Source organism: Anaerobacillus sp. ABD4_527, from assembly GCF_056160805.1.
In genome coordinates, this window is the sequence record NZ_JBSWXZ010000001.1 from 961,967 (window position 1) to 975,585 (window position 13,619).

Here is a 13,619-nt window from a genome sequence, read left to right on the forward strand (position 1 = left end):
CCAGCTTTCTATTAGAGTATTGGCATCTTGATGTCGTCGTTTTCCATTTCTTTTAAGGAAGAATAAAAAGGTTCATACAGCTCTTCGAATACAAGACCACCTTTTTCTTTCGCTTTGCTCAAGTTCGATTCGATATATGCAAGCATTGAATACTTCTCGAACCCTTGACCAGTCGTTTTACCATGATTCGAATAAAACTTCGAATCCACATATACGATTTTGCAAGAAGGTTCGCTTCCTCTTAACGCACGGCCCACCATTTGAAAGAGGTTAATAAATACATACCAAGCGATAACCTCAGCAAGAGGGGGATTACGTTTGGCTATTGAAGTCCACGTATCCGTTGAGTCGATAAGTTCTTTCATATAATTCTTTGAATACAGTTGCAAATTTCGAAGCGCCATACCATCAGTGAAACCACCTCTTAAAACTTGGTCGATGAGGTCAGGCTTTGAAGCGTTCATTATCTTTACGATCTCTGCGTACTCCAAAAACATTAATGGTCTGATTAAAAAGTAGACGGTCTTGAACAAGGATTCTTTCCCGCCTTTTCCATCGGACTTTAAGATGTTGTATCCTCTATTGATGGATTCGAGTGGAACGATAAAGACATCCACTGTATCGGGGGTCAGCTTATGCAAATTTAAAGAAGATATCTCCATCTCACTATCGATGTCATTATCAGATTCAACTTTTGCCAGAGCCTTCACTTTTATATTTTGATTAAGGGTTTTCAACGTTTTTGCTGATTCAAAAGCTTGATCATATGAGTTCACAATTAACATCACTTTTCGTTTTTCAGGAGCTAAGCGGTGTAGTTCTTCTTCTAGGTGTCTTCTCATTTCATAGAGTTGACGTTTGAGTGCGTCTATTCTATCTTTTTCCCCAGAAACAAACGGTTGGCCTGTTAGTTTTAACTTCTCTTGTGTTATCTTTGCTTTTTTGACACGTTTGTTTTCCAGAATGAATTGTTTGGGAACATCGAGTCCAAAATGTGGAGATCCGGGCGCATATGACGTTGCTGACATATACACTACAGCAGCATTACGAACTCCATATGAGAATGGGATATCACTTAACATACTGAACAGTTCTCTGCCGATCGACTCACTTTCCAAAACGGTTAGATTGCCATTTTTCTTTCGCCAATCGTTCGGCTTCCTATAAATAAATTGAACGTCACTCATTAACAAAGAACGTGATATGAAAGGTGAGTAAGCTTTCCTTAAACGATTTCTAGGATTGTTTTTAATGTCTTCGAAATACACCTTATGTTCAGTCTCAAGCGCTTCAAGCTTCCAAACGACTTCGTAGTACGAGTGCTCCAAAATCTTAAACAAGAAGTATGCTGCAAAATCGTATTTGGTGTTCCTCTGTGTGTTGGGGCGATTTGAATCAAAACCAGTGATCATATCGTCATAAGTAAATTGTTTTTCGTTAGCCAGGTCACTTAAATATTCATCAAATAACGTTTTTACGATGTCATCTAGCACAAGATGCTTGTCTCTTTCTTCTGCTTCATCTTCGGCTAGACCATCGAAAATCTTAAAAATATCCTGGAACACTTTTGTTTTCGAGCGCTGAATACCATTATCGATCCTATCCCTGAAATATTTTGCGACTACCTCAATCTCTACGATTTTCATTTCTTTGAACATCGCATTCTTATACACATTTCGTAAGAACGTGAAAGAGTGGATACTTTGGGCATCATACTTTTCGATCCAATCAGTATTCATATGAAACAGTTGAAATAACAGCTCTACTGCTTTCCTGCCATTCTCAGCACCCTTCCGTAGAGTGGCGATGTCTTTTTCCTTGTACATCACTGCAGGGTAATCTTCTCTCTGTTTGAGTTTGAAGTATCCAGATTCCACTTTCTCGAATAAATCCAGCGAGTCCTCGGCGAGCTCACTTTCGCTGATCAGCATTTCTTCGTATGTATTCAACATCGCATCCGATTCATCTGCGAATATTACATCGTGAAATACTGCCATCAATTCGAGATAAGTTCTTCCATAAGGATCTACAAATGGAATCGGGTCGGACAAAGTAGCTGCATTTGATGTACCAACCCACACATCAGCGTCCACTAAATCAAAATCTCGATTATGAACAGAACACTTTAATGCCAACGGGCAAGACACTCTTTTGTCAGTTTGCGTCCTCATCATTTGGATGCAAGGCTTCCGCTCTTTAATGCTTAGAGAATCTGGTTCAGCAACACTGAGAGCAATACAGTGACCACCTGTATACCTCAATAAATCCAAGACGATTGTTCGAAAATCCTCATAGATATAGAAATCATTGCTTCTTTGAAGATTCTCTAAAAACTTTCGAAAATGCTCTTTTTCGTTTGTTCTTCCGATTATAGGCACAGCATTGATGCCCATCGCACGTAACTTCAAAATGATCTCAAACGTTTCCCCTGTATTCCGGGTCAAAATTGAACATTTCTTATTTTCCTTTCGCACGAGCCATTGTAAAAATAGCATCATTATGGTCGATTTTCCTTTTCCCATAAACGACTGGATACTGAACGATTTCTTGAAGTCTAAAAATTTTCCAAGTTCATCTGTTGGAATGAGGTTTAAATTTCTTTGTTCTTCCTTAAAAGCTCTGGCTAAATGTGGCGGCAACTCCTTGTTTTGAACAATCTCGTCTATCATTTCAGCCGCTTCTTCTAACAGTCTCCTAAATTCCTCAGACGTTACATCGATCGGTTCAATTTCTGTTTTTGTTTCCGGCTTTAGCGGGAATTGTTTTTCAGCAATTGCATCATCTAACTGTTGTCCTGTAGTTGTAAATGCTAGACCTCTGTTAGAACCCAAGTGCAAATCGATGTCTTTATTTTTGCTTGTTTTGTATGTCAGTTTTACGTCTTCATCGTATTCTGGGAATACCAAGTCCTTACTCGTTCGCTCATAGAGCTCAGATTGGGTATAAAAAGAATCGAACAACTCTACTCTTTCTTGCTCAAATTCTGAGTGGATAGATTGCTTTACCCTGAAACCACGAAAGTCATTTTCCATTCTAATTAAGAAAGGATATTCACTTTGAGGTCTCACACCTGCTTCTGCTTCACTCTTCAATCGATAATAGTCTGTTGCTCTCTTACGAAGAGAAGACTGGTGAAAGTACTTTTCATAATACCTTCTAAACTTACTCAGTTCCTCAAATGTGATATAACTAGGGATCTCGATGAGGTGATCATCGTTAAATAAAATCGCTCTTATATCATCCAAATCGATCGTTTCTTTCATCAACAAATTTACGCTTTGGTAGACCAAATGTTCAAACCTAAAAATCTCTAAGAGCGTTTCATTTTCCCACCCATCGTTTTCCATATGGTTCTTCGCAGATTTTATAAAGTAACCAATGTATTCTTCTTGATTCATACGAGCACCTCCATTCCGTAACGGAGTCGTACCCTCTTCATCAGCTCTTGATCTGACAAGACTTCAATCGATTTACCTTGCTGGCTGAATCGCTCGTTTAATAAGCGTATCCCCTGTTCCCCTCTTAACCTATTGGATTTGGGGTACACGAACATTCTCTGTTTGTAAGGGTTCCGTTCGGCAAAGTCCTCGGCTGAACGCAATAACCGCTCGGTGTACTTATGGTCTTTGTAGTCAATGTAAACCGTTTCACCATTCTGTTCGAATTTAAGATCACCTTCTTCCTCAAGGTTTGGGAATAGCGTGAGCTTAGCAGTATCGCCAATTTCTTTTTTAATTTTTTGATTCATTTTCATTTCAAATAGACCAGGTATGAGCACATATATCACGACACCGCGCTTCATTCGTTTTGTTTTTTCAGTTGATATGTTTTTTTGAACGCTAGCTGCGTTCTTGTTGTAACACCGTCTATGTAGACAAGAATAGCTTCCGTTCATCAAGGTCCAACCGCAGTATGAACAATGCTTATAATCCCCTTCTGGGATGTCCTCGTAAAATGATTTAAATGTCCGATCGAATTCATCTTTCAGGTAACTGGTAAACCGTTCTTTTTCATATGCCTCTTCGGTTATAGCGGCATTTTTCGTTTTCGAAAGAAATGTGCGAAGCACTCCGTAATCCTTTTGTACATCTTCGCGTCCAAATGGATACTGATCGTTCCTAATAATGTGCAGCAACTCTTCCATTGGCTTTGTGTCTAGGGCGACTGTATCTAGTCGTCCTTTGTCAGCGTATTCGGCAATCAGGTCATAATAGACGTAATTAAATGTAGAGTCTTTGTTTAAGAACGGTTGACCTTCCAAACTTTTTATTTTCTCAATTGTCTCTCTGCTAATTAGTTTTTCAGGAAAGTTTTTTAAGTCTTCTTGTAGCCAACTCACCATATTTAAAGGATTCGTAGGAAGTTGTTCAAAAACGTTCCGATCGTTTTTTTCTTTCCCTCCTTTATAGTAATCTAGCAAAAGCTCACGAACGATTTCGTCATATTCGTTCACTCCGTCCTTGCGCTGTAACGGATACGAGAGGTTTTGAGCGATTTTATCAGCGATGTATGCTAGTTTTATGACATTCTCCAAATGCTATCACTCCTTGTTGCAAGGTTATCTCTCATACTAATCAAGACTAAACCAAAAAACAACGCGAAAAAAAACTTTCCTGTTTTTGAACGAATTGTATTTAAAAAGAACCAAACATAAATCACGCCCGTGAAATAGGACGTGACCTTTAATGTAAATGCTTATGTGATCTTGTATACGTGCACCTAACAACCCCTCTCCACGTTGGTGAGGGGTTGTTATCATTCACTCTTCCTCTTCATCAGCATTGCTTTCAGGGGCTGAAGGCTTAGGCTTATCTTTCAAATCAAAATATGCGTCAAAAAGTTGTCTTCCGATACGTGTATTCACATGATTTCCATCATCGTCCATGTTCGGAACGATGACAGAGATCGCAATCTCAGGATTATCGTATGGCGCAAAACCAACAAATGAGAGATTATAGCGATCATCCTTCACCTGTGCAGTCCCAGTTTTCCCCGCATGTGAATAACTTGTACCACTAAATTCATTTCTTGCCGTTCCTCTGTTCCCATTCGTTACACGCCATAAGCCATTCCGGACTCTATCGATATCACCGTTACTCATCTGTATAGTGTTTAACACATTCGTATCGAACTGCTCAACAACAATGTTTGAAAGTCCACTCACGTTTGATGGCTCATGAACTTCTTTAAGGAAATGAGGCTGAATTCGCTGTCCACCATTGGCAATAGTGGAAATGTATTGAGCCATTTGCAAAGGCGTATACGTATCGAACTGTCCAATCATCAAGTCCATAAGTTTACCAAGAACATTGTATCCACCGTTGATTCCAGACGTTTCTATCGGCATATCGATCCCTGTTTTCTTTCCAAGCCCAAACTGATTAAAGTTGTACCTGACCGTGTCATAAGCACTGGGATTCCATGGAATTCCACTCGTATTTGGCTGATAGTCGTATCCTGCGATCATCATCGCAATGCGGAACATGTATACGTTAGAAGAACGTTCGAGTGCGGTTAAATCGTTAACGTATGCCATGTTCGTGTAAGAAGCTTTTGTTGGGGTCTTAGGGATTTGAATTGGTGTATCATATAGTACTGTTCCATGCCCGATAACTCCAGTCTCATACCCCGTTAAAACAGACGCCCCTTTGACAGCAGACCCCATTTCATACGCTTCTGAAAGCGTTCCATAGGAATACTCGATATAGTCATTTTCACTCGAGTCGTATTTCGTTCCACCAAATGCTAAGATGTCGCCTGTCATCGGGTCCATCGCTATGGCATAAGCGCGATCAGCGCTAGGATTGCCACTCGCTCTCGCCCCTCGTAGCTCGTTTGCAAGAATCGATTCAAGCTCCTTCTGCAAATCGATATCCACCGTTAGTACAAGATCGTTTCCTCGCTTACCAGGTGTAACGACAGGTTCGCCAATCGGTTTACCAGATTTGTCGGTGATATATTTTTTCTTTGCTTTTTGACCTTTTAATAATTCCTCATATTCTTTTTCAAGGTAACTGACCCCTACAAGATCGTTATGATCGTAACCTCTCATTTTATAGGTATCGATATTTTCTTGAGGGATCTGACCAAGGTTTCCGAACATTGTTTCAAGAGTGTTGCCGTAAGGATAAATGCGCTCTGCGTCCGCTTGGATGTCTACCCCCGGAAGAATATCCAAGTTTTCACTTACAACTGCGATTTCATCTCGAGTGAGACCCTTTTTTATGGATTGAGAAGACAGGGCATAGCCTGAGTCCATCTCACGTTTGATGGCAGCAACCTTCATTTCTTCTGGATCTTCGGTTATTTCCTTCAAATCTTTCTCATCGATACGATCGATTTGCAGCTGGTAGGCGTCTTTCGGTTCGAGCTCGCCCCATTCCTTGTCAGAAAGCTTTGCCTTCGCTTTGTCAGGCTGCGTTAAAATCCAGTAGTCTTTCAGGTCTCGTTCCGTAACGTTGTCCGTTTCTACTTCAATAAAGTTCGCTAGCTTTCTCGCTACCTCTAACCTTTCGTTCGATTTGGTATTCTGAGTACGAATATATGTAAGGGTAAACGTAGGTTCATTATCTACAAGGACTCTACCATAACGATCAAACATCTTCCCTCTTGGCGCAGATGATTTCGCCGTCACGTTCTCTGTTTGTTCCGTCAGTCGCTCAAAATCTTCACCCTGTACGATTTGAATAACACCCAACCGCAACACAAGAGCAGAAAACAAAAGAAAAACACAGAGGAAAAGTATATTTAACCGAAAAGGCACATGTGTTTTTTTTATGTTTTTCTTTATCAATTCGTGCCTCTCCCTTCTATATTTTCCTTATCTTCCCAATCATTTTAACACATCAGCTTGTCATGTTGTTCAACAGAGTTTGAATAATTTTAATTTTTCATGAACAAATTTTTATGTAAAAAAAGAGGCACCATGAATGGTACCTCTCATAAGGCTTACTATAGAATTGGAGAAAGCAGCCTTGATATAGATTCTTTAAACCTGATCCACGTTGAACGATCGTAATATCCTTCCGCTGTCAATTCATCGCTTTTACTCATATCTTCTAAGAACGTTTTTTCTAACTGCTTGGCGATATCTTCATTATAAATAAAGGCGTTCACTTCAAAATTCAGCTTAAAGCTTCTTACGTCGATATTCGCTGTACCTACGGATGATATTTCACCATCGACCGAAATGGTCTTTGCATGGATAAAGCCGTTTTGGTAAATGTAGATTCTTGCTCCTGCTTTTAAGAGCTCACCAACATATGAATACGTTGCCCAGTAAACAAACATATGATCAGGCTTATTCGGTATCATGAGTCTGACATCAACTCCACTTAGAGCCGCAATCCGAAGCGCATCGAGCAAACTTGCATCAGGAATGAAGTACGGCGTCTGAATGTAAACCGTTCTTTTGGCTGAGGAGATTAATTTGATATAGCCGTTCTTGATCTGCTCCCATTCTGAGTCTGGACCACAGCTTACGATCTGCACGCCAGCGTCTCCGATCGTCGGTAAAACCGGAAAGTAATTTGCTTCGTATCCTACTTTATTACGCGCTGCGTGGTTCCAATCGAGAAGGAATCTCGTCTGCATAGCATGAGTTGCACTTCCTTCCATACGAAGATGAGTATCTCTCCAATAGCCAAACTTCTTGTTAAGACCAAGGTATTCATCACCAACGTTAAACCCACCTACATAGCCGATACGGCCATCTATAATAACAAGCTTTCTATGATTGCGATAATTCAAACGTGGGTTTACATATGGTATGCGTGAAGGGAAGAACACTTCGACTTCTCCTCCGGCCTCGATTAGCTCTCGGAAAAAACGTTTCCTCGTTCTCCTTGAGCCCATCTCATCGTAAAGAACCCTAACTTTAACGCCTTGTCGTGCTTTTTCGGCTAGCTTTTGAGCAATTTTTCTTCCAAGATTATCTTTCCGAAAAATATAATACTGAAAATGGATATGATCTTTTGCATTCTCAATATCATGTAAGACAGCTTCAAACTTCTCTTCACCATCCGTAAACACTTGTATATCGTTATCTTGCGTAAGCACAGCATCATCGTTAACAAGGTGCATGTAGATTATGTCCTTGTGCCTCGCAATTTCTTCGTGGCGAAAAGGGTAGATGCCTTCTTTAATCTCACTGACCTGTTCTTTGATAAGGTCTTCGATGCCTACTTTTTTAATGTTCTCCCAATCAAAGAGCCTTCGCCTACTTAAGTTTTGTCCAAAAATCAAGTACATGATAAAGCCAAGGAGAGGGATAAAAAGTAATACCATCAACCAGGCCCACGTTGCACCAGCATCTTTACGCTCAAGAAAAATAACGACGGCTGCTAACACTAAGTTAAGAACAAATAGAATTCCAAGTAAAATTGATATGATATTCATAACGGTATCTCCTTTGAACAACCACTAAACGAAAGTCGGTTGGAAACATCATCTTACAGTTTACATGAATTACCTGTTTATTTTAAGACGTATTCCACTTTTATAACTAAACCGAAGCCATCCAGCTTAGATAGACGACGTCTCAAAAAAAACCAGCCAAACATCAGCTGGTCGATCGATACTATCGATTTTGAGCTTTAGATCACTTCATACCCTCTCCTTTTGATGGTAGAAGTGAGCTCATTTACGCTTACTTCCTTTTCATCATATGCTACGACGCCTTTCCCTTCATCAAGATAAACTTCAACAGCAACCACGCCGGTTAAGTCGAGTAGTGCACTTCGAATAGAAGACTTACACTGATGACCGGTCATTCCCTTAATGAAAATTGTTGTTTCCGTCACCCTCTTCACACCTCTCTTATTTAAACGATACTCCCTTTTCATTAAAGTATACCCATACGTTTGTTAATAAGACAGTTGTGCGACATTACCGCAACAATTGTTTAATCGTGAATGGAAGCATATCTAATAGTGTTTCAAATGAGTATGTTAATTCTAACCTTTCAGTCCATTTGTGTGCATCTTTTCCTTTAGGTCCTAGATTCATGACAGGAACTTTTAATTGCTCGAGTGCTTCCAATGGAAGGTTATATGATTGTCCAAACAAAGGCATGTTATCACTCAATGGTTTAATTGTTTCTTTTGTCCTTTCAAGACCAACGAAACTAAGGTCAGATAGTCCCGGGAAATAGTTCTGATGCTTCAATACAACCTTGTGCTTGCTTGCGCTATACGAGATGACCTCTTTAATCGTTTCTTGGATAATTGTATCATTACGCGAAGAGACCGCAGGATAGAACGGCGGATTGTAAAATAGGATGATCATCGGCCCATCCTCCTTGCATAGAGAAGCAAGGTCAAACACCATTCTCGTTGATAAATCTCGGTCACCTAGATCTTTATAATTCGCCATGATATAGTCTTGTCGTCTTTTAATTTCAGGCTCTCCGAAAAGTTCTACTGCTCTACTAAGCAATAGATGGTAGGAGAGGACGCGGACGTGGAATGGTTCAGGTTGAAAGGACTGAAGATTTGAGAAGGAACGAGCTCGATCTAAATAGTGGGACTCGATTCGCTTAGCTGCTTTTTCCGCAGACTTAAATAATTTATCAGTTATCTCCTGGATACTGCTTTCCATTCCAAGCACATTAAAAAGCGTCACACCTACGTGCGGAATCTGAACAGAATACTCTTCCTTCAGATCTTTCTGCATCAAATTTGTAGGAGGCGGCGTCACTTCTCCTTCTACAATTTCACAAAAGTCCTGATTTAACTCAAGTTCCCTTGTAACCTCTGCAGCCATATAATTAGCATTCAATCCAGAAAATGGTTCACCTACATGCGTTTCTTGACCAAAACAGAAGAATCCCGGAAGCAATTTTCCAATCGATCCAGAGTAAATATACATATTCTGGTCGCCCGGATATTTAGTGAACACTGGCTCTGAGTTTAAGCAGGCTGTATACTTCAAATCATATTGTTCTGCAAGTTCGACAAGGATAGGAACAGCTTCGATCATTCCAATGGAATTCGCTTCTTCGTCTGGTACAGTCAAGAGTAGAATATTGCCATCAAATTCTCCAAGACTAGCTTTTTCTAACATGCTCATCTGCAAAGCTAAACCAGATTTCATATCCATCACTCCACGTCCAAACAACCATTCTCCATGATTGAGATCTTGTTGGACATCAAGTGGCAGCTTATCGCTATTTTTATAAAATTCTTCAGTTAAATCATACGGGCTGAACGCAAGGTTCTTCCACTGTCCATAATCTTCAACGTCGACAACATCAAAGTGGCTGATCAAGATAACAGTTTTCCTCGATGTTCCATTCTTTACGAGACCAGTAACAAAAAAACGGCCATCACTTGTTGGGTGAAGAGCAAGCTGCTCGGGATTTTTCTTGAAGTAAGGTAGGTCCTGTAGCTGCAGATGGATGTATTCGGCAAGTGCTATTTCAGGATAAGATCCTGTGACGCTTTGGTGATCAACTAGTCTTGTTAACAAGTAAAGTAGCGTCTCTTTTGTTTGCCATTTTCCCATGAGAATGCCCTCCTTCATCACTCTATCGTTTTGCAAATGAAACCCGTTTTTGGTAGGTTATATGAGAATCGAAAGACTTTTTAAAACATTTAAACTGTATATAATATTTTATACATACTGCTCTCGAAAAGACCAGCAAGAATGGAGGAAAACATGACGATTATCTTTGCACACAGAGGCGCAAGTAAACAGTGTCCGGAGAATACGATGAGTGCATTTAAACGAGCTGTTGAGCTTGGTGCCGGAGGGATTGAACTTGACGTCCAGCTTTCTAGTGACCACGTGCCTGTGGTGATCCATGACAGGACGTTGAAACGTACAGCTTCCGGTCGAAGCATCGTTACCGAAACATCTTTTTCAGACTTAAGAAAGCATGATGCCGGAAGCTGGTTTTCACCATCGTTCAAAGGGGAAGTAATCCCTTCACTCGAAGAAGTACTGATTTTTGCGAAGGAGTTCCCAGACCTGTGGTTAAACATCGAGCTAAAGTATTATAGCGATACGAACACGGAGCTCGTAGAAAAAAGCGTACCGCTCATCAAGAAACATCGTTCAGAAAAAAACACCGTCATATCAAGCTTTGCACACAACCGGCTCGTCGATGTTCATAAGTTATGGTCGAAAGTGGAAACGGCTCCGATCTATAAAGCAAGCTTAGAAGAACCGTGGGACTACGCAAAACAAATAAAAGCAAAGGCAATACACCCGCAATTCCGTGCTGTAAATCGATCACTTACGAAAGCATCACAGTCTCATGGTATTAATGTAAGACCCTACACTATTAATGATGAACGGCTCATTAAACAGTTCTTGGAATGGGAAGCGGACGGCATTATCACAGACGTTCCAGATCTTGCATTAAGAATCATGAAGAACGAGCATATTCCTCAAGAAGGACGCAAGTGGTGGAAGGTGCTTTGGCAATATATTAAAAGGTAAGATCTCAGATTTATTAGTTGATCCGTGCTATACTTCAACTATTGCAATGAAAAGGAGCGAAAAAGAAATGACAGCAGCACTATTTACCCCTTATTCGATCAAAAACGTTACATTTCCAAACCGAATCGTTATGAGCCCCATGTGTATGTATTCCTGTGAAGCACAGGATGGGAAGGCTACGGATTTCCATTATACGCATTATACGTCACGAGCAATGGGGAAAGTAGGACTCATCTTCACTGAAGCCGCTGCAGTTACGAAGCAAGGGCGTATTTCACCTGAAGACTTAGGGATCTGGAGCGATGAGCATATCGAAGGGCTAAAAAAAATCGTTCAACTCTCACAGGAACATGGAGCAAAGGTAGGCATTCAGATTGCACATGCCGGACGAAAAGCGAGAGTCGATGGCCCCATCCTTGCTCCATCGGCAATTCCATTCGACGATGGCATGAAAACCCCTGAAGAAATGACCAAGCAGCAGATCAATGAAACGATCGAAGCCTTCAGGGATAGTGCTAGACGTGCGAAAGAAGCAGGCTTCGATGTCATTGAGCTACACGGCGCTCACGGTTATTTAATCAGTGAATTCTTATCACCTCTTACTAATAATCGAAATGACGAATATGGCGGTTCACGTGAAAACCGTTATACGTTCTTAAAGAAAATCATCGATTCAGTTAAAGAAGTTTGGGATGGCCCGTTGTTTGTTCGTATTTCTGCAGATGAGTATAACGAAGAAGGAAATAAAATTGACGACTTTATTTATTTTGCATCTGAAATGAAGAAGCAAGGCGTGGATCTCGTCGACTGTAGCACTGGTGGAATCGTGCCTGCAAAGATAAATCCGTATCCTGGTTACCAAGTTACCCATTCTGAACGTATTCGTCATGGCGCTATGATCGCTACTGGCGCAGTCGGATTAATCACTCACCCGCTTCAAGCTGAAGAAATCATTCAAAACGGACGAGCAGACCTCGTGTTTCTAGCTAGAGAGCTACTACGTGATCCATACTGGCCGAGAACAGCTGCAGTTGAACTGAATGCCGAACTTGAACCACCTAAGCAATACGAACGTGGTTGGAATTAATTTCAGTAAAGATATACAAAAGACCCTAAGAAGCAGTGATGACACCTGCTACTTAGGGTCTTTTACTAAAAGGAGTAAACTTCTTCAACTTACTTGTTACGCTGTTTGATGGTTATCGAACTATGGTCCATCACGATCTGAGTGTTCGGAAATATTTCTCTCGCTTCCTCTACCATTCGATCGAGATCTTGTTCTTGATACCGTGAACTAATGTGAGTAAGTGCGAGCTGACTAACTTCTGCATCCCGGGCAATTTTTGCTGCTTCTACAGTAGTGGAATGAAAATAATCGTAAGCAAGTGTTTCTTTCTCATTCGAGAACGTTGCTTCATGTACGAGTAAATCTGCTCCGCGCGCTAACGAAATGGTTTTTTGACTATAGCGAGTATCTCCACAGATTACGATACAACGACCATTTATAGACGGCCCTGTAACCTCTTCTGCTGTTATCGTTTTTCCATCATGTTCGATCTGACCACCTGCTTTTAATATCCGATAAGATGGCCCTGGCTGAACCCCTAGCTTTTTAAGTTTACCAACATCTAATCGTCCAGGTTTGTTGGCTTCTTGAATTCTATACCCGAAACTAGTTACGCCGTGCTCTAGTAAAGCTACTTCGATGGTATAGTCGTCGATTTGAATGTCTGTATCCTCATCAACCTCGATAACGGTAAGAGGGTAACGAAGGTATGTACAACTTACTTTTAAGGAAGCTTGTATAAATTCTTCCAGCCCTGCTGGTCCATAGATCGTTAGTTCGGATTCTCCACTCTGGAAGGAGCGACTCCCAAGTAAACCAGGCAAGCCGAAAATGTGATCGCCATGTAAATGCGTAATAAAAATCTTGGTGATTTTACTCAGCGTGATTGTTGAGGACAAGATTTGATGCTGTGTAGCCTCACCACAGTCGAAAAGCCATATCTCTCCACTTTCAAGACGCAAAGCAGACGAGCTCACGTTTCGTTTCGTGGATGGTACGCCAGCACCGGTACCAAGAAATAGAAGCTCCACTTAACTCTCTCCTTTCGAATACCTTTAGTCGCAAATCGACGTTTTATCCTTTAAACTAGTTAGTATACTACAAACCTAGG

General features: G+C 40.8%; 9 protein-coding genes. 2 read left to right on the forward strand and 7 right to left on the reverse strand.

The window, feature by feature from the left end; translation table 11 throughout:
* Positions 1 to 11 precede the first annotated feature (11 nt).
* The 6 genes from ACXAHI_RS05085 to ACXAHI_RS05110 form a co-directional block, all read right to left on the reverse strand.
* The gene (locus ACXAHI_RS05085) at positions 12 to 3,398 is read right to left on the reverse strand and encodes a hypothetical protein (RefSeq protein WP_474846425.1); all 3,387 of its coding nucleotides are present in this window, start codon (positions 3,396 to 3,398) and stop codon (positions 12 to 14) included.
* The gene (locus tag ACXAHI_RS05090; RefSeq protein WP_474846427.1) at positions 3,395 to 4,534 is read right to left on the reverse strand and encodes a restriction endonuclease-related protein; all 1,140 of its coding nucleotides are present in this window, start codon (positions 4,532 to 4,534) and stop codon (positions 3,395 to 3,397) included. Before ACXAHI_RS05090 ends, ACXAHI_RS05085 begins: the two co-directional genes overlap by 4 nt.
* Before the next feature lie 225 nt (positions 4,535 to 4,759).
* Positions 4,760 to 6,793, reverse strand: coding sequence for a peptidoglycan D,D-transpeptidase FtsI family protein (locus ACXAHI_RS05095; protein WP_474846429.1), 2,034 nt, complete (start codon positions 6,791 to 6,793; stop codon positions 4,760 to 4,762).
* Between the two features lie 158 nt (positions 6,794 to 6,951).
* Positions 6,952 to 8,397: a cardiolipin synthase gene (gene cls / locus ACXAHI_RS05100; RefSeq protein ID WP_474846431.1), complete on the reverse strand. Its 1,446-nt coding sequence runs from the start codon at positions 8,395 to 8,397 to the stop codon at positions 6,952 to 6,954.
* Between the two features lie 197 nt (positions 8,398 to 8,594).
* Positions 8,595 to 8,801 carry a heavy-metal-associated domain-containing protein gene (locus ACXAHI_RS05105; protein ID WP_474846433.1) on the reverse strand — a complete coding sequence of 69 codons (207 nt, stop codon included), beginning with the start codon at positions 8,799 to 8,801 and terminating at the stop codon, positions 8,595 to 8,597.
* An 85-nt stretch (positions 8,802 to 8,886) separates the two neighbouring features.
* Positions 8,887 to 10,503, reverse strand: coding sequence for a M20/M25/M40 family metallo-hydrolase (locus ACXAHI_RS05110; protein WP_474846435.1), 1,617 nt, complete (start codon positions 10,501 to 10,503; stop codon positions 8,887 to 8,889).
* A gap of 153 nt (positions 10,504 to 10,656) precedes the next feature.
* Between ACXAHI_RS05110 and ACXAHI_RS05115 the strand changes: the two genes are divergently transcribed.
* A complete protein-coding gene (locus ACXAHI_RS05115) occupies positions 10,657 to 11,442 on the forward strand; it encodes a glycerophosphodiester phosphodiesterase (RefSeq protein WP_474846437.1) in 786 nt (261 codons plus the stop codon).
* Between the two features lie 67 nt (positions 11,443 to 11,509).
* Positions 11,510 to 12,529, forward strand: a complete 1,020-nt coding sequence (gene namA, locus ACXAHI_RS05120) for an NADPH dehydrogenase NamA (protein ID WP_474846439.1) — start codon at positions 11,510 to 11,512, stop codon at positions 12,527 to 12,529.
* A gap of 89 nt (positions 12,530 to 12,618) precedes the next feature.
* Here namA and rnz read toward each other — a convergent pair whose 3' ends face one another.
* Positions 12,619 to 13,539 carry a ribonuclease Z gene (gene rnz / locus ACXAHI_RS05125; RefSeq protein WP_474846441.1) on the reverse strand — a complete coding sequence of 307 codons (921 nt, stop codon included), beginning with the start codon at positions 13,537 to 13,539 and terminating at the stop codon, positions 12,619 to 12,621.
* Positions 13,540 to 13,619: the final 80 nt, after the last annotated feature.

Bases quoted from the DNA above. Each gene is read 5' to 3' on its own strand.
- ACXAHI_RS05085 (WP_474846425.1), bottom strand. From the start codon at position 3,398: ATGAATCAAGAAGAATACATTGGTTACTTTATAAAATCTGCGAAGAAC.
- cls (WP_474846431.1), bottom strand. From the start codon at position 8,397: ATGAATATCATATCAATTTTACTTGGAATTCTATTTGTTCTTAACTTA.
- ACXAHI_RS05110 (WP_474846435.1), bottom strand. From the start codon at position 10,503: ATGGGAAAATGGCAAACAAAAGAGACGCTACTTTACTTGTTAACAAGA.
- ACXAHI_RS05115 (WP_474846437.1), top strand. From the start codon at position 10,657: ATGACGATTATCTTTGCACACAGAGGCGCAAGTAAACAGTGTCCGGAG.
- namA (WP_474846439.1), top strand. From the start codon at position 11,510: ATGACAGCAGCACTATTTACCCCTTATTCGATCAAAAACGTTACATTT.